Origin of the sequence: Parundibacterium terreum, from assembly GCF_014636315.1 — a bacterium.
GTDB classification, from domain to species: Bacteria; Pseudomonadota; Gammaproteobacteria; order Burkholderiales; family Burkholderiaceae_D; genus Undibacterium; species Undibacterium terreum.
In genome coordinates this window covers 308,086-328,484 of the sequence record NZ_BMED01000002.1, presented here as the reverse complement: position 1 = coordinate 328,484, position 20,399 = coordinate 308,086, and the positions used below count along the sequence as shown (strand labels likewise).

The window sequence follows — 20,399 nt, the reverse complement described above, 5'->3', positions numbered from 1 at the left end:
ATGCTAGCTCAACTACTTGAGTTCAAACCTGATAGCGACAGCTCTACGCCGCTATACCTGCAATTGGCCAACAAGCTGGCTACCGGTATCCATAGCGGTATCTGGCAGCCGGACGAGGCCTTGCCTTCCGAGCGCACTTTGTCTGACGCGTTGGAAATTTCGCGCGTCACCGCGCGCAAGGCGATAGATATGCTGTGCGAGCGCGGGTTGTTGACCCGCAAGCATGGGTCCGGTACCTATATCACTCCCAAGCTGGAGCAGCCGCTGTCGCGCCTGACCAACTTCAGTGAAGAACTGCGCCAGCGCGGCTTCGTTCCTGGCTCGCAGTGGTTGTCGCGCGAGACAGGTGTTGCTGCGCCGGAAGAAATTTTGTCGCTGGGCCTGTCGCCCAATACCGTCGTATCCCGCCTGAAACGTTTGCGTACTGCGGACAACGTGGTGATGGCGATAGAAAGCACCACGATACCTGCGCTGTACCTGCCCAACCCCAAAGCTGTGACCGATAGCCTTTACGGTTATCTGGAATCACATAACGTTACCCCAACGCGCGCCTTGCAGCATATCCGTGCTGTCAACGCGACGGCGGAACAGGCCAAGCTGGCGGGTATCAAACAGGGTGCGGCGATGCTTTACATTACCCGCGTCGGCTATCTGCCGACCGGCGCCGCTGTTGAGCTGACGCACTCGTATTGCCGCAGCGATTATTATGATTTTGTGGCGGAGTTGTTTAGATGAGAGATGCACAGCAACTGCAGGGCAATATACTGACGCCGAAAGGCTGGATACAGGGTACGGTGAATTTCTCTGACCGTATCGCGAATATCCAGGGTGCGTTTTCCGACCCTGCAAAAAACGATCTTCCCTACATCTTGCCTGGTTTTGTCGATTTGCACGTGCATGGTGCAGGCGGCAAGGATACGATGGAAGCTGGCGATGCAGTGCAAGTGATTGCACGCATGCACGCCCAGCATGGCACAACCAGCATGCTGGCCACGACGATGACGGCGCCGGTTTCCGATCTGGAGCAGGCTTTGCAGGCGATCAGCATATCTTGCAAGGAGCGCGGGAAAAATTCTGCGCGCGTGCTCGGCGTGCACCTTGAAGGCCCTTACATCAATCCCGGCAAGCTGGGCGCACAGCCCGATTTCGCAACCCTGGCAACGCTGGAACAAGTGCAGCATCTGCACGCAATAGCGCCGATCAAGCTGATCACGGTCGCGCCCGAGATGGAAGGCCATCTGGAGCTGGTGAAGCAATTGACCGAAATGGGCATGCAAGTGCAGATCGGTCATACTCTGGGTACCTACGAAGAGGGTGTGGCAGCGCTGGAAAACGGCGCCACCGGCTTCACACATCTATACAACGCCATGTCGCGGCTGGACCACCGGGCACCGGGCATGGTCGGCGCCGCATTGGCGCATGCGAAATTTTCCGAAATCATTCCCGATCTGCTGCATGTGCATCCGGGAGCGATCAAGGCGGCGATGCGCGCTATCCCTCACCTGTATTGCGTAACTGACTCTACGGCGGCTTCCGGCATGCCGGACGGCCAGTACATGCTGGGGCGCCAAGTGGTTCACAAGTGCCTGGGCGGCGTCAGGCTGGAAGACGGCACGCTGGCGGGTAGCACGCTGACCATGGACCAGGCCTTGCGCAATCTGGTCAGCATAGGCCTGGATCTGCAAGATGCGTCCAGGCGTGTGTCTACCTATGCTGCTGATTACCTGGGCCTGCCTGAGCGCGGCCGCCTGCAAATTAACAGCTACGCCGATATCGTCGTGCTGGACCGTGAACTTAACCTGACAGCAGTCTATGTAGAAGGAGAAAAGATTGACCTCGCAAATGCTTAAAGAAGCTTGCTCTTCCGCCGAGTTTGTAGCACAGCAATTAACCCAGGAACGCGAGCGCTATGCCGAGCTAGGTCGTACCCTCAGGGACAATCCTCCTACATCCGTACTGACAGTCGCGCGCGGCAGCTCCGACCATGCGGCCAACTATGCCGCCTACCTGATCATGGCAAGGCTGGGGCGCATTGTGGCCTCGTTGCCGATGTCCCTGGTGACGCTGAACAAGTCTCCGTTGCTGGCCCAGAATGCGTTGGCGATTGCAATTTCGCAGTCCGGCCAGAGTCCGGACGTGATAGAGCCGATACGCTATTTCCGCCAGGGCGGTGCCGCTACAGTGGCGCTGGTCAATGATGCCAATTCGCCGCTGGCGCAAAGCGCTGAGTGGACCTTGCCCCTGCATGCCGGCCCGGAGTTGAGCGTGGCAGCAACCAAGAGTTTCATTACCTCGCTGGTTGCGGGTGCGCGCCTGGCGGGTAATTGGCAGAATGACGCAGACTTCCTCAGCGCGATAGAAATGCTGCCTGAAGCGCTGGAGGCTGCCACTCGTACCGACTGGTCCAATGCGCTGGAAGTATTGACCCCTGCATCCAGGATCATGGTGGTAGGGCGCGGCATCAGCTTCCCTGTGGCGCTGGAATCGGCATTGAAATTCAAGGAAACCTCGGTCATCCAGGCCGAGGCATTCAGTGGCGCCGAGATCAAGCACGGCCCCATGGCCTTGATCGACGATGGCTATCCTTTGCTGATTTTCGCAACCCGCGGTCCGGCACAGGCAGGCCTGATCAAGCTGGCAGAAGAAATGCGTGGACGCGGTGCGAATGTATTGCTGGCGGCACCGGTGGATGTCAAGGAGCGTAACCTGACCCTGCCTACCGCAGCGACACCGGATCTGGATCCGATTGTCGCAATCCAGGCCTTCTATGTGATGGCTGCCAATTTGGCGATTGCACGGGGTCTTGATCCGGACAAGCCGCGCCATCTCAGCAAGGTCACCAAGACTAGTTGAGCTGGCAATAAGGCAGTAATAATAAGTCAGGCAGCAATAAAAAGTAGTAGAGAAACTGATGCTCCCGCTGGTATGTTTGTAGATGCCGATACGTGCAAAACGATATCGATGTTTATGAAGAATGCGAGGGGGAGCATTTTTTTTAACCGGATATTTGATTTTAAGACGCGCAATGCGGCATTCCACACTGAAGACCCTGGTATCGGCAGCATGCCTCAGCACAGCTTTTGCTGTATTGAGCATGCTGCCTTTCAGCGTCAGTGCGGCGCCTGTGCCAGCGCATGCACAGGCGAGTGTGCAGAAAATCGAATTCTGGACCATGAGCCTGAAGCCCAAGTTCATTCCTTACTTTCAGCAACTGGTAAAAAAATACGAGGCACAAAATCCCGGCGTCAAGCTGGAGTGGGTAGATTTCCCGTGGGACATCCTGCAGTTGAAGCTGATTGCCGCCATTGCTGCCGGTACACCGCCCTCGCTGGTCAACCTGAGCGTGCCCTGGGCCGAGGAGTTTGCGCGTGACGGGCTGATAGAGCCGGTAGACGCGTTGATAGGCAATCGCGCCATCTATACCAAAGGTGCGCTGGACGACATGAGTTTTCGCGGCCACCTTTACGGTTTTCCGCACTACAGCAACGTGAATGTCATCGCCTATAACAGCAAGATATTGGCGGCGGCAGGTTTGCAGCGCGCGCCGCGCAATATGGATGAGATATTGGCTTATGCCCGGCAGATCGCAGCCAGGACAGGCAAGGCAGGCTATGCGCCTGCGTTGGGCAAGATAGATGGCTTCCTGATGCAGCAAGGCTTGCTGCTGATAAAGGATGGCAGGGCGGTATTCAATTCGCCGGCGCACGTTGCACTGATACAAAAGCTGGCAGATACCTATAAAGCGAACGGCTTCCTGAAGGATAAGCTGTTTGCAGAGGATAATTTCCCGGCAGTGGTGGATGCCTATCTGGGAGGGCGCCTGGGAATGATGGTCAGTGCGCCCACCGCATTAAGGCGCATACAGGCAGACTCCAAAGAAATTTATGCAGTAACCGGCGTATTTCCAGCTCCGCCTGGGCCCACCGGCATAGGTGACGGCGGATGGATGTTCAATTTCGCCGTGCCCAAAGGTGTACCTGCGCAATCATTGCCGGCGATAGCCAGGTTTGCCCAGTTCCTGACCAATGACGAGAATCAACTGGAATTTGCCAAGATTGCCAATGTGATGCCGACCACGGTGAAGGCGCTGGCTGACCCGCATTTTCTGCAGTTGCCTGCACAGGCTGGCGCCGCGGAACAAGCGCAGGCTGTTGCTGCAGGGTCTATGGAAAATTCGCGTAGCCTGTATGTGGCCGGTATCGACGATTACGATGAACTGCGGCGCTTCCTGGTCAAGGCGGTCGAAGCCGGCATGACGGGCAAGAAGGATATCAAGCAGGCGCTGGATGAGGCGGTTGTCATCTGGAACAAAAAACTGGCGAAGCCGCTATGAGCATCTGGCGCAAACACGGCTTGCTGGCCTATGTTTTCCTTGCTCCGGCGCTGGTGCTGCTGGCCATGTTTTCGTTTTGGCCGGTACTCTTCGGCTCTTACCTGACCTTTACCGATTTCAGCCTGGTGCGCCCTACGCACTGGGTGGGCCTGGACAATTTTCGCTACATCTTCGGCAACGACATGTTCCTGACGGGCCTGAAGAATTCCCTGCTGTTCCTGTTGATCGTGCCGTTCACCCAGTTAGGGGCGATCACGCTGGCGGTCTTGGTGAACAATCAACTGCCGGGCATACGCCTGTTCCGCGCCGCTTATTACGTACCGGTTGTGACTACCGTTGCGGTAGTCGGCATCATGTGGGGATTCATGTTTCATGAGCAGGGAACGCTGAATTACGTCTTGCTGAAGCTGCATGCGATCAGTGATCCGGTAGGCTGGCTATCCGATGATGCGATTGCGCTATTTGCCATCATGTTTGTTTCCCTGTGGCGCGGGCTGGGCTGGTATATGGTGATGTACCTGGCGGCCTTGCAATCGATACCGGCAGAGATGCAGGAAGCGGCAGTGCTGGACGGCGCCAACCTGTGGCAGCGCTTCTGGAAGATCACGGTGCCCATGCTATATCCGACTATCATGGTATGCACCATCATGTCGGTGCTGGCAGCGCTGAAGGCTTACCAGGAAGTCGATGTACTGACTCAGGGCGGGCCGATGAATTCTACCTTTACCGCACTGTATTACGCCTATGACCAGGGCCTGAAGCATTTGAAGCTGCCACGCGGACTGGCTGCCAGCTTCGTGGTTTCTGTATTCTGCATAGGCATCGCTGTTGCATGCCTGCGCTATCTCAGGCCAAAACACCGATGAACACGAGCTCCCTGCACAAACTGCCGCGCGTCCTGCTTCAATACCTGGTATTGCTGGCGCTGGCGATATTGTGCGTGTTCCCGTTCTGGTGGACGCTGGTCGTGGCGATTTCTACCGAAGGAAACATCTTCGAATTTCCGCCCAGCTTCTGGCCGCAGGCGGTTTCGCTGGAGAATTTCACCGAGGTATTCCGTGTCATTCCCATCCTGGCGTTCTACGAGAATTCACTGCTGATCACGCTGTCCACCGTGATCTGGAAATTGCTGCTGTGCTCGCTGGCAGCCTATCCCTTGTCGCGCATGCGTTTCACCGGCAGCAAGCTGGTGTTCGGCCTGATCCTGGCCACGATGATATTGCCGTCTGAAGTCAATTTCCTGGTCAACTTCATTACGATGACCAAGATAGGCCTGGTCAATACCTATACCGGCGTGATCTTGCCCAATGTGGTGACCGCAGTATCCATATTGTTGTTGAAGCAGGCCTTTGATGAGGTGCCGCAGGATTTGATCGATGCGGCGAGGGTGGATGGCGCCTCCGAATGGATCATCTTTGCGAAGATCGTCTTGCCCCTGATTACACCGTGGCTGGCGACGGTCGGCATCCTGTCGGCGGTGGAGGCATGGAACGAATACATCTGGCCTTCCATCGTGATCAGCAAGCCGGAAGACTTTCCGCTGTCGGCAGGTGTGCTTTACCTGCGCGGCACATACGGCAGCAGCACCCGCGTGATCGCTGCCGGAACAATATTAACGGTGGCCCCGATACTGGTTGCCTTTTTATTTACCCAGCGCTTTTTTATGCGCGGCATGGACGGAGCAGTGAAATGAGTCAGAACATCAATGAACAAAGCAAGAAACTGGATGCACGCGAGGATGCGAGAAAAATCGCCGGGCAGTCCATCATGATACGCATGCCGGGCACTTCGCTGGACGCCGATACTGCGGCCTTCCTGCGAGATAACCACATCCGTGCGGTTTGTCTGTTCCGCCAGAACATGGTCGATGCGCAGCAATTGTCCAAATTCACCGCCGACCTGCGCGCCGTGATGGGGCCGGATTCGCTGATCGGCATAGATCAGGAAGGCGGCGCCGTGGTGCGCGCGACCTGGGTGCCGCAGCCGCCCGCGGCGATGTCGCTGGGGGCCAGCAATGATACAGCCTTGTGCCGCGAAGTGGGGGCGGCAGTTGCGCGTGCTGTCAAGTCGCTGGGCTTTAACTGGAACTTTGCGCCTGTGCTGGACCTGAACAATAATGTGGATAATCCCGTCATCTCGGAGCGTTCTTTCGGCGCCGATCCGGACAAGGCCACTGCACTGGCATTGGCCTGGATGGAAGGCAGCCTGTCGGAAGGCGTGGCCTGTTGTGTCAAGCATTTCCCCGGGCATGGCGACACCAATGTGGATTCGCACCGGGATTTACCTACGGTAGCCAAATCCCGCGCCAAACTGGATGCGCTGGAACTGTCGCCGTTCAGGCAGGCAGCGGGCAATGCACCGGCGATGATGAGCGCGCATATCATCTACCCGGCACTGGATCCGGATTATCCGGCGACCATGTCCAAAAAAATCCTGACCGGTATTTTGCGCGATGAATGGAATTACCAGGGTGTCGTCATTACCGATGGCATGGACATGCACGCGATCGCCGGCCACTATGGCGTAGGCAAGGCCGCGGTGATTGCACTGGCCGCTGGTGCGGATATGGTGATGGCGCTGGGCACCAGAGAAACACAGCGGGAAACCCTGGATGCGCTGACTGCAGCGATAGAAGCCGGGGAGATTGATCAGGCCGGCCTGGAACAGCGTCTGGCGCGTGTCGCCCGGCTGGCGCAGCAATATCCTTGCGCCCCGGTAGCTTATCAAACTGAAGCGCAAGATCAGGCCCTGATGGTGCGCGCCTGGAGCAGTGGCCTGACTACTTACAAGAACGCATCCGCTCCTGCGCCCGGCAGCAAGATTCGCCTGGTGACGAGCGGCAACGTAGTCAGTGACGGTGTGTCGGAAGCCGGTATCCCGGCCGAGAAAGTAGCGGCAATGCTGAGCCGCGTATATGACGTGGACACGGTCACATTTGAGAAAATGGATGATTTCGACTGGAGCAGCTTGCCGGATGACGGTCGCCTGGTGATACTTGCGTCAACCATACGCCTGCGCTACAGCGAGCAGGTGCGCCGCACATGGAAACCGGACCTGCACCTGGTTTTGTGGAACCCGTTCCAGTCGCTGGATATCCAGGCGCCTGCGTTGATCACCTATGGTTTTTCCGGCCCGGCGCTGGAGGCTGCTGCGGCCTGGTTTGCTGGCGAGTTAAAGGCGGAAGGACAGCTTCCGGTCCAGAGTTTCCAGGATATGACGGCTTAAAAAAACGTAATTCATAGACAGAAAATGCTCACTACACTAAGCCGCCAACATGTCGCAAGTTAAACTGACCGGTATCGTCAAGGACTATGGCGACCATGCCAGGATCATCCACGGCATCGATCTGGATATCGCAGACGGGGAGTTTGTCGTTTTTGTCGGCCCATCCGGCTGCGGCAAATCGACGCTGCTGCGCATGATCGCGGGCCTGGAAGATATCACAGCCGGTGAGCTGCATATCGGCGACACGCTGGCCAATGATATTGCCCCGGCCAAGCGCGGCCTGGCGATGGTGTTCCAGTCCTATGCGTTGTATCCGCATATGTCGGTGTATGAAAACATGGCATTCAGCCTGAAGCTGGCCGGCATGAAGCGGCAGCAGGTGGACGATGCGGTGCAACAGGCTGCGGCTATCCTGCAGATCAGCCACCTGCTGCAACGCAAGCCCAAGGACCTGTCCGGTGGCCAGCGGCAGCGGGTTGCGATAGGGCGGGCGATAGTCCGCAAGCCTGCAGTATTCCTGTTCGATGAACCGTTGTCCAACCTGGATGCCAGCCTGCGTGTGCAAATGCGCATAGAACTCAGCCGCCTGCATCAGGAGCTGAAAACCACGATGATCTATGTCACGCATGATCAGGTAGAGGCGATGACTTTGGGCGAGCGCATCGTCGTCTTCAATGCGGGCAGGATAGAGCAGGTAGGCACTCCACTGGATCTCTACGATAATCCAGGCAACCAGTTCGTTGCGGGCTTCCTCGGTGCGCCGAAAATGAATTTCCTGAAGGCCGAAGCTGTGGCTGTTGCAGATAATGAAGTCAGCTTGCGGCTGGCTGATGCCAGCATCATGACGCTGGCGGTTTCAGCACTGGGGATCAAGCCTGGCGACGGCTTGACATTGGGCATACGTGCCGAGCACATGTCGATTTCCCCTTTATCCGAAGTGGACGCGGCAGGTATTGGCATGTCAGGTATTGTCATGTGCGCCGAACTGGTGGAGCATCTGGGTGATTCCGTGATCGTCTATGCAAAATTGGCCGGCGAGCCCGCCATGATCGCCATCAAGCTGAGCACGGACGCACCAATGCTGAAGGCAGGAGATCGTTTTATCGCCAGGTTACAGCAGCAGCGTTGCCATTTGTTTGATACAAGCGGCAAAGCCTGCAAAAGAATACCGGTTTCAAGCCAGACTGCACCAAGCCAGCCATTTTATTCAGCATAAGCATTCAACATAATTAGTCAACATAAGCAGAAGCAGGGGGACACGTTCCATGACAACTAAAGAAACTGCCATCCGACATCCTATGAGCTGGGTTCCAACCCTGTATCTGGCGCAAGGTTTGCCGTTTTATACGGTCGCGCTGATCGCCAGCCTGATGTACAAGAGCCTGGGTGTGCCGAATGACCAGATCGCGCGCTGGACCGGCCTGCTGGGGTTTGCCTGGGTCTTTAAGTCTCTGTGGAGCCCTTTTCTGGAAAGGGCCAGCAGCAAGAAGATGCTGGTAGTGATGTTTCAACTGGTCGGTGGATGTTGCTTAGGTCTGGTTGCTCTGTCACTGCAGCTTCCGGTGTACTTTGCGTTGAGCATAGGCTTGCTGGGAGTGGTCGCCATTGCTTCGGCCACGCATGATATTGCGGCGGACGGCCTGTATATTGCCAGCCTCAGCAACAAACAGCAGGCTGCTTATGCTGGCTGGCAAGGCGCGTTCTTCAATGCTGCCAAATTTCTTTCGTTTGGCGGCTTGCTGTACCTGGCAGGGCATCTTGAAAAAAGCATAGGCGTCAAGAATGCGTGGGTGGCGGTTTTCGGCGTGCTGGGTTTCTTGCTGGTGGTGCTCGGCCTGTATCATAGCTGGGCGCTGCCGGGGACAAAGAATGTCGTCGCCGGCGAAAGCCTGGGCAGCGTCTTCTATACCTTGTGGAAAGTGATCGTTGATTTCTTCAAGAAGCCGGGCATATGGCTGTGCATACTTTTCATCATCCTGTTTCGTGCCGCTGAGGGCCAGATACAGACGATAGGCCCGCTGTTTTTACGTGACCCGAGAAGCGTGGGCGGCCTGGGGCTGAGCACTGATGAAGTCAGTGTCGTTTACGGCACTGCCGGGACGGTTGCCTTCCTGACCGGCAGCGTGCTGGGCGGCTACTTTACTTCCTGGCTGGGCCTGAAAAAAGCGCTTCCTTACCTGATTCTTGCAATGAATTTGCCGAATATCGTATTCGTGATTCTCAGCACAACCCTGCCCAGCAATATAGGCTTGATTGCCGTTGCTTTGAGTACGGAGATGTTCGGCTACGGCTTCGGTTTTGTCGGCGTGATCCTGTTCATCATGCAGGTGGTTGCTGTTGGCAAGTACCAGACCGCGCACTATGCGCTGGGAACGGGTTTCATGCAGCTTGGCTTCGTATTGTTCAAGATGATCAGCGGCGATATCCAGCTTGCGCTCGGCTATAAAAATTTCTTTATCTGGGTTTTCTTGTCTGCGTTGCCAGTGCTGCTGGTGCTGCGCTTCCTGCCTTTCAAGAAAGAAGGAGAACAGGAGCCCGAGCCCGCAGCCGAGTTTCTCGGCTACGAAGAAGTGCAGATTGGCAGATTCGAGAAATAGGGCGCTGTGCATTCCAATCCCATGCATGGGCTGGGCAGGGGCCGGATACAGTCGATAGACGTATTTCGCGGCCTTACGATCCTGGTAATGATTTTCGTCAATGAGCTGGCGGGCGTGCGCGGCATCCCCGCGTGGGCCGAGCATGCGCCGGCTGACGTCGATGCGATGACCTTTGTCGATGTCGTTTTCCCTGCCTTCCTGTTTATTGTCGGCATGTCGATTCCGTTCGCTTTCAGGCAGCGGCTCGCGCAGGGAGATACGCCGCTGCAGCTAAACCTGCACATTCTGCTGCGTACCGCCGGCTTGCTGCTGGTCGGCTTGTTCATGGTTAATGCGGAAGACGGCTACAGCGAACAGGTAATGCCTTTGTCCATCCATGCATGGTCGCTGCTGTTTTACATCGCAGTGATCGCAGTCTGGAGCCGCTACAGTTCGCCGCGCAGCATGCCGGTCATCGTTATCAGGTTTGCTGGAATGCTTGGCTTGCTGGGTCTAGCGCTTGTATACCGTGGCGGCAGTGGCCAGGAATTGCATGGCATGGCGGTGCAATGGTGGGGCATACTGGGGCTGATAGGCTGGGCCTATCTTGTTGCGTGTACAGGCTACCGGTTTGCCGCAGACCGCAAACCGGCGCTGCTGCTTTTGTTGCTGCTGATCGCCACCTGCATTGCCTACTATTGCATTGCGCAGTATCCACCGGTCAGCGGGCATGCGCTGGCCGGCTGGATATTCAGCCAACCTGGGCATGCAGCACATTCGTCGATTGTGTTGTGCGGCGTAATTACAGCATTGATTTTTTTCGGTGATGGAAGCGGACGCACTGCCGGAAAAGCCCGCTCATTGCAGGCGATAGCGCTGATTTTGCTGTTGATCGTGGCGGGCTATTGCCTAAGCGCTTCCTACGGCATTTCAAAAATACGCGCCACGCCTGCATGGTGCCTGTACAGCTCAGCCGCCTGCATCGGTATTTTCATGTTCCTATACTGGTTGCTGGATATACGCAAAGTGCGCGGCTGGGCCGTCTTTTTACAGCCGGCCGCGGCCAATCCGCTGCTGGCTTATATCATCCCCTATATTGTCTATGCATTGACGCAATGGCTGGGGCTGGGTTTGCCCGATGTGCTGCATCATGGCTGGGCCGGCGCCGCCTGGTGCGCGGTATATGCATTGCTGGTGCTGGCGATGGTTGCCGTACTCGGCAGGCTGGGGCTGCGGCTACAGTTATGAAACAGGGCACAAGGAAGAATATGAATACTGCACGCAGCGCAATGCGCCTGTCGTCCATCGATGCCTTGCGCGGCCTGACCGTCGCCGCGATGCTGATGGTAAACAGCGCCGGCGACTGGAACCATGTTTATCCGTGGCTGGAACATGCGGAATGGAACGGCTGCACGCCGGCCGATTTCATCTTCCCATTTTTTCTGCTGATCGTCGGGGTTTCCCTCAGCCTTGCATTGGGGCCGAAGATGGAATCGGGAGCACAGCCAGCGCAACTTGCGCGCACGGTGCTGTTGCGCGCCGCGCGCATCGTGCTGCTAGGAATCGCGCTGCATGTCGTTGCCTGGGCCTTGCTTGAGGGCAGGGGATTTCGCCTGCTGGGTGTGCTGCAAAGGATAGGCATCTGCTTCGGTTTTGCCGGTCTGCTTCTTGTCTACGTCAGGAATGGGTTTATCCAATGGGGGATTTTCGCTGCCATCCTGCTCGGATACTGGACCTTGCTCATGGCTGGAGGCAGTCTGCAGCCGGACACCAACCTGGCAGATAAAATCGATACGGTGCTGCTGGGAAAATATGCGTATTTGTACGATGCCGCAAGCGGCAAGGCGCACGACCCGGAAGGATGGCTAAGTACCCTGCCGTCGGTGGCCACTGTTTTACTCGGCATACGCGCGGGCGAATGGCTGCGCAAAGGGCAAAGCAGCCGGCTGGCAGCGGTGGGCATTGCCGCGTGCCTGGCCGGTGCGGTGTGGGCTCTGGTGCTGCCTTTGAACAAGCAATTATGGACGCCGTCCTTTGTATTGTGGACCGGCGGCTTTGCACTGCTGGCGATTGGGCTTGCGCACTATCTGATTGATCTGAGAGGCTGGCCTGCGCTTGGCCGCAGTTTTGGCGTCAATGCGATTGCCGCGTATGCAGGCTCATGGATAGCGACTTGCGTGCTCGCTGGAAGCGGCGCGATGATGCCGCTGTACAAGGCCTTGTTTGAAGTGCCGCTGACGCCGCTGGTCGGCCCCGGGTTTGCGTCCGCGGCATTCGCGGCCGTGTTCACCATGCTGTGGTGGCTGCTGATGAGGCTGTTTTACCGGCGCGGCTGGCGCATCACGATCTGAGTATGTGATAACAACGGCCGTTGAGCGATGACCGATGTGGGATCATTATGCACCGCGATCGTTTCAGCCTTTTGCGGCCGGTTTCTTCACCACCAGCGCGACGCCAGCCACGGCAATCACCATGCCTATCATCGCCGTGACGGTAAACCGCTCATTGAACATCAGCCATGCCATGCCCGCGGTGACGGGCGGCACCAGGTACATATAGCTGGTAACCTTGGTTGCCTCGCCATGCCGTATCATCACAAACAGCACCGAAATACCGACACCGGACAACACAAATACCGACCATGCCAGCGCGCCGAAAAATTGCGGCGTCCATTGCACGGTTTGTGATTCGAAATACAGGGCCAGCGGGAAGGTCAGTATCAGCGAGGCGGTAAACTGGATAAACTGGCCGGTGCGCACATCGAAAGAAGGGCATTTCTTTTTCTGGTACATCGTACCTACCGTCATCGTCAGCAGCGCAAAGACAGCCAACAGGATACTGGCGCTGCTCATGCCGATGACGGAAATCTTGTTCGCCACTACCAGCCCCACGCCCAGCATGCCCAGCACCAGGCCGAACCACTGGCGTTTTTCTGTCTTTTCACCGATCAGAGGGCCCAGGCAGGCAGTCAGCACCGGCTGCGTATTGACGATCAATGCAGCCACACCGGCCGGCATGCCCAGTTTGACCGCGCACCATACACCGCCCAGATAGCAGGCCTGCATCAATATTCCGGCGATGGCGATATGCGGCCACGCATTCCTGGCAGGCCAGGGCGCGCGCATGGTGACAGCCAGTATACCCATGAACAGCAACACCCCGGCGTAGCGCAGGCTAAGGAAGGTCAGTGGTTCTGCGTACGGGAGCCCATATTTGGCAACGACATAGCCTGAGGCCCAGATCAGGATGAACACGTAGGGGGCGAGGTGGATGTATTTGGGAGGATGCTGATTCATGCTGGATGACTTAGAACTCATTTCATAAATAGGAGCGAGTGCGAACGCGTCCATTTGGGATGCAGTGCAAGGCGTGTCGCGACGCAAAGACTGGACGTCTTTGCCAGCGGCACAACGCTGCAATGCGCCCAAATGGGCCGTTCCCGAAGGGTTTGCCTTAAAAGCGGCGCTGTACTGCGTTGCGCTCGTTGTCAATAGCCCCGCTATTGACGCCTCGCCCTTGCAGGGCGCATACGGGCTTGTAAGCCCGTATCGTTGCGCAGGTGCGCAGCAGGCTGCGCAAAACCCCTGCTCCACCACATTGCCAGCGCCGCTTTTAAGGCAAACGCATCTCACTCCTATTTATGAAATGAGTTCTAGCAACTACGCGACAGTATGCTGGCAAACCGGCGCGCAGTCTTGGATGTTCTTGCTGGCGACTCCTGAAAAGAATTCATCACATGAACTATTTGCCGCCATCCTCGTCATCGGCAGGCAATTCAGCCAGCCATTTGCTGGCTTCCGCTATCATCACGGCCAGCTCTTGTTCGACGATGACGAACATCGCCTCGACCGCTGCCTGGTTATTGTCGTTGATGGCTTTTTCTATCTCCAGCGTCAGGTCGGCAAATCGCTTTGCGCCCAGCGTGCCTATCGTGCCGCGCATTTTATGGAACAGGTGAGCAGCCTCTGCATGGCTGCCGCTGCTCCATGCAACCTGGGCTTCCCGCACAGGGGAAGTGCCTCGTTCTATCAGTTTTTTCAGGAAGCCCAGTATGGTGTGCTTGTGTACGGAGCTGGCCTTGGTCAATGCATGAAACCAGCGCGGATCAAAGCTGGGAGCAATCTTGTCGTGGCGCCCGTGTGGAACTCCGTTTCCATCCGCAGGCTGGTCCTGGTGTTTACCAAGCGCTTTATCTACGGGATGGATCTTCGCCATCCGGTAGATATCCAGATGCTGGCCTATGGTCGCCAGCATGGTTTCCACATCGATAGGCTTGGCAATGAAACCGTTCATGCCGGAGGCTATGCATTTGTCCCTTTCCGATTCCATCACGCCGGCCGTCATCGCAACGATGGGCAGGTCCAGCTTCAGCTCTCTACGTATCGCGCTAGTGGCGGCATAACCGTCCATAACCGGCATTTGCACATCCATCAGCACCAGATCGTAATTTTTTGCAAACTGGCGCAGGTGATCCAATGCCTTCTGACCATCTTCCATCACATCGACAATGGCACCGTGCTGCTCCAGCATGCCCTTGGCGACAAATTGATTGAATGGATTGTCTTCCACCAGCAACAGGCGCGCACCGCGTATGCGGTCTTCCAGGCCAGGCAGGCGCAGGGCAAGCGGTGAGTTGCCTGCGCCTTTGCGTGTCATCAGGGTTTCGTGCAGGGAGTCGAACAGGCTGGAGCCGGTAATCGGCTTTACCAGCACCGCGTCCGCCGCTGCCGCCGCCTTGTCTTTGAGCAGCGATGCATGGCCATAAGCATTGGTCAGCAGGACCACTGGCATGGCTTGCTCAGGAAAGGCTTGCCGCAGCAACTGCATATTGCTCTGGCCTTCGACCCCGGACATTTGCCAGTCCAGCAGGAGCGCGTCATAGGAGCCTCCGCTGGCATGCAGGCTGCGGATGCGTTCCAGCGCAGTGGCTGCCGAGTCCGCGCTATCCGCCCGCCAATGCCAGGCCGTAATCATTTTGTCCAGGTATTCGCGGCTGGTCGCATTGTCGTCGACGATCAATATATTCAGGTCGTTCAGGCCCTTGCGTCGCAGGCTCTTGTTGGTTTCGCCGGCGGCTAGTTTTAGCGGCAAGGTGACGCTGAATTCCGTGCCCACGCCTAGCTGGCTGCTAACAGTGATATCACCCCCCATCAAATCTACCAGGCTTTTGGAGATGGCCAGGCCCAGGCCGGTTCCGCCGAAGCGCCGGGTCAGCGATTCATCCACTTGGGAAAACGCCGAGAACAGCCGGTTTTGCTGCTGCAGGTCCATGCCTATGCCGGTATCGCGTACGTGGAAGCACAAGCTGGTTTCCTGCCCATGCCGGGCAAGCATCTCTATGTAAATACTGACTTCGCCGCGTTCGGTAAACTTGATCGAATTGCCGGTCAGGTTGATCAATATCTGTTGCAGGCGCAAGGCATCGCCGACCAGCATATTCGGGACATTGGGCTCAATGCCGATGGCCAGTTCCAGGTCTTTGGCACTGGCATTGGCCATCATGATGCTAGCCAGGGTTTTAAGCACGTCGTCCAGCAGGAAGGGAGATTCGGACAATTCCATGCGTCCGGCTTCGATTTTTGAGAAATCGAGAATATCGTTCAGGATGGCCAGCAGCGATTGTCCCGAAGCACGTATCATCTCCAGATACTTCCTTTGCTCCGCAGACAGGTTTGAATTGCCGAGCAAGTAGGTCATGCCCAGCACAGCATTCATCGGTGTGCGGATCTCATGGCTCATATTGGCGACGAACTCGCTCTTGGCGCGGCTGGCTGCTTCGGCCAGCTCTTTGGCCGTCCTCAGTGAATGCTGCAACTGCTGTTGTTCCGTTACGTCTTGGACGATGACGATAGTGCAGGGCGCCTTGTCCAGGATCATGGGACTGAAGGTGAGCTGCGCAGTAAAGCTGTCTCCCAGATAGCGTCGGCCTTCAAACATCTGCGGCATATCTAGCATACCTTGGGTTTCCGGTAGCCGCGCGGCATCGCCGACTGTCGTAAAAGACAGATGCTGATCATGCAAGTGCGGTATCAGCTGCTTCAGGTCGAGATTGGCCAGCGTATGGGCCGGATACTGAAACAATTCATGTACCTTGCCATTGGCCTTCACAATATTGCCTAGCTTATCAATGACGATAACAGCGCCCGGCGACAACTCGAACAAGGATTCGAAATCCTGCTGCATGCGGCGGCTTTGTAGCGCTTCCTGCATCAGCTTTTCATAAGCCTGGTTCAACTCGGTAGATTTGACATCCAGCGCGGTAGTCATTGCATTGAAGGCACGCGAGACAGTGCCGAACTCGTCAATGCCTTCGGCTTCCAATCGGTAGCTGAAGTCGCCGTCCCTGACAGCTTTGGTTGCATCCACCAGCTTGGTCAAAGGACGTATCAGCCTGGTAAACGAAATCCAGGCAACTGCGAACAATGCGACGACCACGATAGCCAGCAGTATGACCCTTGCCGAGAACAAGAAATGTTCCCGCTCTGCGCGTTCTGTTTCTGCTGCCACCGCCCAGCGATAGGTGCTCTCTCCCATCGCCTGTACTTCTGAGATAAGTTGCCCGACTAATACCGCCGCGCGCCTGCGCGCCAGGTCCTGCGTCATGTCCACAGGCTGGTTGGTGATGCGCGCGAACAGGTTTTGCAGGCGCGTGTTGCGGTTTTGCATATCTTCCAGTTCGGACTTGCCCACTTGCGTCAGAGGATGGTAGCTGGACAAGGCGGCGCTCAATTCCGCATGGCGCTGTAGCCATTGTTTTACCGCCCGCTGATTATTGTCCAGCATATATTCCTGGGTCAGCACCAGCAGGCTGGACATCTGCCTCGCCGTCAATTGTGCTTGCTGTTGTTCCTGGTTGATGAGGTCAAGCTTTACCCTGGCAGTGTATACCGTGAAACTGGCCACCAGGCCGATAGCGATGCTGAACGCTACGATCAGCAGGAGCAGGCGGCGTACTTGCATTATTTTCCCACTCCTTTCGCTTTAGCCGCGTTTAAAGGCTCGGGATAAATGAAGTTAGAAAATTCGGGGATTTGCGTATCGCTGATCAGATTTTCATTTCTCGCCCAGCGGGCGACGCTATTCAATGTCACTTGCAAGGATGGGTCCAGTACTAGCTTGAATTGGGAGCCGGCCCAGACAGCATCCACGGATGCTGCATCCATGCCGCTGCGTCTGGCCAGGATGGCCTTGGCTTTTTTCGGTTCTGCAGCAATGAACTGTACGGCCCTGTCCATTGCTCTTAGTAATTTAATGGTCTCGGTGCGCGACTGCATTGCTGTCTTGCGCATCGCGACCAGGTGCGTGCTGAGATTATAAGGCGGCACGCTGACTTCAAATCCGTCCTTGCCAATTGCTGCAAGCTGTTTGCCTGCCACTGGCTCAAAAGTGGAAATGGCGTCCACACTGCCGTTCTGGAGTGCTGCCGACATGTCTTCCTGATCTAGGAACACGTGTTCCACGCTTTTGGGTTCTACGCCTTCCAACAGCAGGAAATTATCCAGGAAATAATGCGAAGCCGATCTCTTGATGATGCCCACGCGTTTGCCGACGAGATCCTGTGCTTTTTCAATGTGCGCACTCTTGCGTGTCACCAGTTTCAGCAGGGAGGTGCTGCTCGAATACGTGGCAAGTATGACAAAGTCCTTGCGATCCACCCCATTGAACATAACCGCCAGATCGCCCGCACTGGAAAATTGTGCCTTGCCTTCCATCATGTCCAGCATGCAGCGGAAAGCGCCGATGCAGTTCTCTATCCTGACTTCCAGCCCCTCCCTGGCGAAATATCCCTGTTCCTGCGCCACCAGAATCACCGTAGAAGGTACGGCAGTGCCGCTTGCGTAGACGACGGTTTTCAGTGGCTCTGCTTGGGCGGCAGGGGGGCGGCAACACATTGCTGCAAATAGCATCACTGCGCAGAGCGCATGCTTGCGGGCCAGTATCTGAAACGCGGTGTGGCAGGTAGTGGAAAGCGGGTGCATGGTGGCGCTTCATTTCACCAAGGTAACGCTGCCCGGGCGGACCTTGCGGAGTATTGCCGGTTCCAGCACGTCAAGAAAATTGGGGATCTGGTGATTGCTGATCAGGTTTTCCCGTATGGCCCAGCGCGCTTCTGACTCCAGCGATGTCAGCAGCGACTGGCTGAGCACCAGGTTAAAGCGGAAATCGGACCAGGCCCAGCTAATGAAAGCGGGTTCCAGCTTAAGATGCTCCAGCAGGATAGCCTTGCTCTTTTCCTGATTGCCCTGAATATAGAGGGCCGCGTTGTCAAGTGCGCGCATCAGCCTGACCATGTCGTCCCGGCGAGTGTTCATCGACGGCTTCAGCGTGACCAGGTTAAAACTTAGTGTATGGACGGATTCGATATTCAGCCTTTGTCCCTCGCCTCCCAGCTCTTGCACCAGCTTATAGGCTGTGGGCTCGAATACAGCTGCTGCATCGATTTTATGGCTCAACATGGCTTGGGGCATATCTTCGGGGGCCATATTGATCAATCCCATGCTGCGAGGGTCCAGGCCTTCTGCTAGCGCAATAAGGTCGAAGGCGTATTGGCTGGAGGTACCCATGGGGATTGCAATCCGCTTGCCAGCCAAATCTTTTACGGACGTGATATTCCCGCTTTTACGCACGATCAGTTTGGTATCGAAATTGGTCGTGCAAAAAGTGCTCAACACGACAAGGTCTTTGCGCTCAAAACTGTTGAACATGATGGGCAGGTCGGAGACCGTTGCCAATTGCGCCTTGCCGTCAAACATCTGCTTGATGCAGCGTGAACCGCTGGGGCAATCCAGCAGCTTCACTTTCAAACCCTCCTGTGCAAACATGCCCAATTTTTCCGCAACATAAAATGGCGTGGACATGCCAGTCGTACTGACTGCAATGGTCAGTTCGCTCGCAGATAAATCCGGTGCAAAGGCAAAGGCCAGCAGCAAGGCCAAAATGCGAAATATCGCGGGGAGTTCTTTCATGTGCCTGAGATTATTTGTTGGAGTAGGGCGGAAGGGGCAGTCTGGCCATCCTGTTCATACTCCATCATATCTGCAATCAGGCGAATATTGCAAAATTACACTAAATTCGGTTTCGTAGAATTTTCGGCAATATAAAAAATCTAAGCTACAAAATGGTGATTGAGCTATGGGAAGACAGGTATTCCCTATCATTATTGGCAATAACTTGAATACCTGTAAATTGGCGTACTTTTAGAGATACGCTAAACAATACCTGAAGCGGAGTAACGTCATAGACGTATGCGCCTCTCTCCTTGTGAAGGAGATGCAGTTGCCAAATTGATTGAGGGTTTTGGCGCCAAAAGACACATAGTTCTTCACTTATTTCGGCATTCTGTAGTTCACAGGATAGAAGTAGCGCGGGCTTTAAGAAAAATGAAAGTAACTCCCTTTGGCAGGCTTGCCCCACACGATCGGAAGAGAGGTTTTCTTCCAGATAGACTGTTAAATAAAGCGTGGAACCAATCTGCTCCAGTCCAATGTCGTGACCTATGATATTGCTGCCAAAACTCCCATCGGAATAGAGTAGCCGGATTTTTCCGCTATTTTTTCTAAACTTGAATTTCATAACATCCTTACGAAGTTGATGAAAAAGCAGCTTGGTGCGTGGTCCGTAAGGGACCGTCGGAAATCGCAGAAGCTCGCATGTCTTTGCAGCGACGCCCAAAAAAAAATGGAAACTCCATTTAGGCGTCGCAGTATGCCATAAGGCATTACGTGGGGAGAACCAGGCCCTTATTTAGGCGGATTGGGTTCGCCGGTTGAATGAATGTCTTCGGCGTTACCGTTTTTAAACACTTCCTTCGCAGCATGAACCTGGTCTGAATTCTCGGTGTGTACTGAGATCAGTACATTGCCGCTTCTGATTTTCCCGTCGTATAGTTTTGCTTCGTATTCCGGGATACCCATGCCTACCAAGCCGCCAATAAGCCCGCCTGCGGCTCCTCCAACTGCAGCACCACCCAAGGCTGCCAGGATAGGGCCTGCTGCGATGAAGGGGCCAACGCCAGGAATGGCCAACGATCCGATGCCGGCCAGCCAGCCAATGATTGCACCGGCCCCCATGCCTGCGGCGCCACCCGTTGCAGCGCCCTCCGGCAATTTGGTGTTTTGTTCGTGCGCAAAGTCGCGAGTGCCATCGGTGTCAGGGAGCAAAACGGAAATTTCGTTATTGGAAAATCCTGCCGCCTTTAAATGGTCGACGATGGACTCTGCCTGGTGGCGGGTTTGGGCGATGCCATAGACTGCGTGTTTCATGAT

General features: G+C 55.9%; 17 protein-coding genes. 11 read left to right on the top strand and 6 right to left on the bottom strand.

What is annotated here, in order from left to right:
• The 11 genes from IEW12_RS10475 to IEW12_RS10425 all read left to right on the top strand — a co-directional run bounded on the left by IEW12_RS10475 (position 1) and on the right by IEW12_RS10425 (position 12,485).
• On the top strand, positions 1-735 hold the full coding sequence (locus tag IEW12_RS10475) for a GntR family transcriptional regulator (protein ID WP_188566001.1): 735 nt from the start codon (positions 1-3) through the stop codon (positions 733-735).
• Entirely contained in the window at positions 732-1,850 is a 1,119-nt protein-coding gene (nagA, locus tag IEW12_RS10470; protein WP_188566000.1) for an N-acetylglucosamine-6-phosphate deacetylase, read from the top strand. Before IEW12_RS10475 ends, nagA begins: the two co-directional genes overlap by 4 nt.
• Positions 1,843-2,853, top strand: coding sequence for an SIS domain-containing protein (locus tag IEW12_RS10465; RefSeq protein WP_188566782.1), 1,011 nt, complete (start codon positions 1,843-1,845; stop codon positions 2,851-2,853). Before nagA ends, IEW12_RS10465 begins: the two co-directional genes overlap by 8 nt.
• A 172-nt stretch (positions 2,854-3,025) precedes the next feature.
• Positions 3,026-4,333 carry an ABC transporter substrate-binding protein gene (locus IEW12_RS10460; RefSeq protein ID WP_229751037.1) on the top strand — a complete coding sequence of 436 codons (1,308 nt, stop codon included), beginning with the start codon at positions 3,026-3,028 and terminating at the stop codon, positions 4,331-4,333.
• Entirely contained in the window at positions 4,330-5,199 is an 870-nt protein-coding gene (locus IEW12_RS10455) for a carbohydrate ABC transporter permease (protein WP_188565999.1), read from the top strand. Before IEW12_RS10460 ends, IEW12_RS10455 begins: the two co-directional genes overlap by 4 nt.
• Positions 5,196-6,026, top strand: coding sequence for a carbohydrate ABC transporter permease (locus tag IEW12_RS10450; RefSeq protein ID WP_188565998.1), 831 nt, complete (start codon positions 5,196-5,198; stop codon positions 6,024-6,026). The genes IEW12_RS10455 and IEW12_RS10450 overlap by 4 nt, the downstream gene beginning before the upstream one ends.
• Entirely contained in the window at positions 6,023-7,558 is a 1,536-nt protein-coding gene (gene nagZ / locus IEW12_RS10445) for a beta-N-acetylhexosaminidase (RefSeq protein WP_229751036.1), read from the top strand. The genes IEW12_RS10450 and nagZ overlap by 4 nt, the downstream gene beginning before the upstream one ends.
• 49 nt (positions 7,559-7,607) lie before the next feature.
• Entirely contained in the window at positions 7,608-8,774 is a 1,167-nt protein-coding gene (locus IEW12_RS10440; RefSeq protein WP_188565997.1) for an ABC transporter ATP-binding protein, read from the top strand.
• Positions 8,775-8,823: 49 nt separating this feature from the next.
• Positions 8,824-10,155: an MFS transporter gene (locus IEW12_RS10435; protein ID WP_188565996.1), complete on the top strand. Its 1,332-nt coding sequence runs from the start codon at positions 8,824-8,826 to the stop codon at positions 10,153-10,155.
• 6 nt (positions 10,156-10,161) lie between these two features.
• On the top strand, positions 10,162-11,382 hold the full coding sequence (locus IEW12_RS10430; RefSeq protein WP_188565995.1) for a DUF5009 domain-containing protein: 1,221 nt from the start codon (positions 10,162-10,164) through the stop codon (positions 11,380-11,382).
• A gap of 20 nt (positions 11,383-11,402) precedes the next feature.
• Complete coding sequence (locus IEW12_RS10425) at positions 11,403-12,485, top strand: acyltransferase family protein (protein WP_229751035.1); 1,083 nt, start codon at positions 11,403-11,405, stop codon at positions 12,483-12,485.
• A gap of 63 nt (positions 12,486-12,548) precedes the next feature.
• On the opposite strand, the gene IEW12_RS10420 is transcribed toward IEW12_RS10425, so the two are convergent.
• The 6 genes from IEW12_RS10420 to IEW12_RS10395 all read right to left on the bottom strand — a co-directional run bounded on the left by IEW12_RS10420 (position 12,549) and on the right by IEW12_RS10395 (position 20,396).
• The gene (locus tag IEW12_RS10420) at positions 12,549-13,430 is read right to left on the bottom strand and encodes a DMT family transporter (RefSeq protein WP_188565994.1); all 882 of its coding nucleotides are present in this window, start codon (positions 13,428-13,430) and stop codon (positions 12,549-12,551) included.
• 445 nt (positions 13,431-13,875) lie between these two features.
• The gene (locus IEW12_RS10415; protein ID WP_188565993.1) at positions 13,876-17,094 is read right to left on the bottom strand and encodes a hybrid sensor histidine kinase/response regulator; all 3,219 of its coding nucleotides are present in this window, start codon (positions 17,092-17,094) and stop codon (positions 13,876-13,878) included.
• Positions 17,094-18,113: an ABC transporter substrate-binding protein gene (locus IEW12_RS10410; protein ID WP_188565992.1), complete on the bottom strand. Its 1,020-nt coding sequence runs from the start codon at positions 18,111-18,113 to the stop codon at positions 17,094-17,096. Before IEW12_RS10410 ends, IEW12_RS10415 begins: the two co-directional genes overlap by 1 nt.
• 9 nt (positions 18,114-18,122) lie before the next feature.
• The gene (locus tag IEW12_RS10405; protein ID WP_188565991.1) at positions 18,123-19,100 is read right to left on the bottom strand and encodes an ABC transporter substrate-binding protein; all 978 of its coding nucleotides are present in this window, start codon (positions 19,098-19,100) and stop codon (positions 18,123-18,125) included.
• Positions 19,101-19,245: 145 nt separating this feature from the next.
• Positions 19,246-19,707: a hypothetical protein gene (locus tag IEW12_RS10400; RefSeq protein WP_188565990.1), complete on the bottom strand. Its 462-nt coding sequence runs from the start codon at positions 19,705-19,707 to the stop codon at positions 19,246-19,248.
• Between the two features lie 167 nt (positions 19,708-19,874).
• Complete coding sequence (locus IEW12_RS10395; protein WP_188565989.1) at positions 19,875-20,396, bottom strand: hypothetical protein; 522 nt, start codon at positions 20,394-20,396, stop codon at positions 19,875-19,877.
• Positions 20,397-20,399 lie beyond the last annotated feature (3 nt).

Bases quoted from the DNA above. Each gene is read 5' to 3' on its own strand.
- IEW12_RS10400 (WP_188565990.1), bottom strand. From the start codon at position 19,707: ATGAAATTCAAGTTTAGAAAAAATAGCGGAAAAATCCGGCTACTCTAT.
- IEW12_RS10405 (WP_188565991.1), bottom strand. From the start codon at position 19,100: ATGAAAGAACTCCCCGCGATATTTCGCATTTTGGCCTTGCTGCTGGCC.
- IEW12_RS10415 (WP_188565993.1), bottom strand. From the start codon at position 17,094: ATGCAAGTACGCCGCCTGCTCCTGCTGATCGTAGCGTTCAGCATCGCT.
- IEW12_RS10440 (WP_188565997.1), top strand. From the start codon at position 7,608: ATGTCGCAAGTTAAACTGACCGGTATCGTCAAGGACTATGGCGACCAT.
- nagA (WP_188566000.1), top strand. From the start codon at position 732: ATGAGAGATGCACAGCAACTGCAGGGCAATATACTGACGCCGAAAGGC.
- IEW12_RS10410 (WP_188565992.1), bottom strand. From the start codon at position 18,113: ATGCACCCGCTTTCCACTACCTGCCACACCGCGTTTCAGATACTGGCC.
- IEW12_RS10460 (WP_229751037.1), top strand. From the start codon at position 3,026: ATGCGGCATTCCACACTGAAGACCCTGGTATCGGCAGCATGCCTCAGC.
- IEW12_RS10450 (WP_188565998.1), top strand. From the start codon at position 5,196: ATGAACACGAGCTCCCTGCACAAACTGCCGCGCGTCCTGCTTCAATAC.
- IEW12_RS10395 (WP_188565989.1), bottom strand. From the start codon at position 20,396: ATGAAACACGCAGTCTATGGCATCGCCCAAACCCGCCACCAGGCAGAG.
- IEW12_RS10475 (WP_188566001.1), top strand. From the start codon at position 1: ATGCTAGCTCAACTACTTGAGTTCAAACCTGATAGCGACAGCTCTACG.
- IEW12_RS10435 (WP_188565996.1), top strand. From the start codon at position 8,824: ATGACAACTAAAGAAACTGCCATCCGACATCCTATGAGCTGGGTTCCA.
- IEW12_RS10420 (WP_188565994.1), bottom strand. From the start codon at position 13,430: ATGAATCAGCATCCTCCCAAATACATCCACCTCGCCCCCTACGTGTTC.
- IEW12_RS10425 (WP_229751035.1), top strand. From the start codon at position 11,403: ATGAATACTGCACGCAGCGCAATGCGCCTGTCGTCCATCGATGCCTTG.
- IEW12_RS10465 (WP_188566782.1), top strand. From the start codon at position 1,843: ATGCTTAAAGAAGCTTGCTCTTCCGCCGAGTTTGTAGCACAGCAATTA.
- IEW12_RS10455 (WP_188565999.1), top strand. From the start codon at position 4,330: ATGAGCATCTGGCGCAAACACGGCTTGCTGGCCTATGTTTTCCTTGCT.
- nagZ (WP_229751036.1), top strand. From the start codon at position 6,023: ATGAGTCAGAACATCAATGAACAAAGCAAGAAACTGGATGCACGCGAG.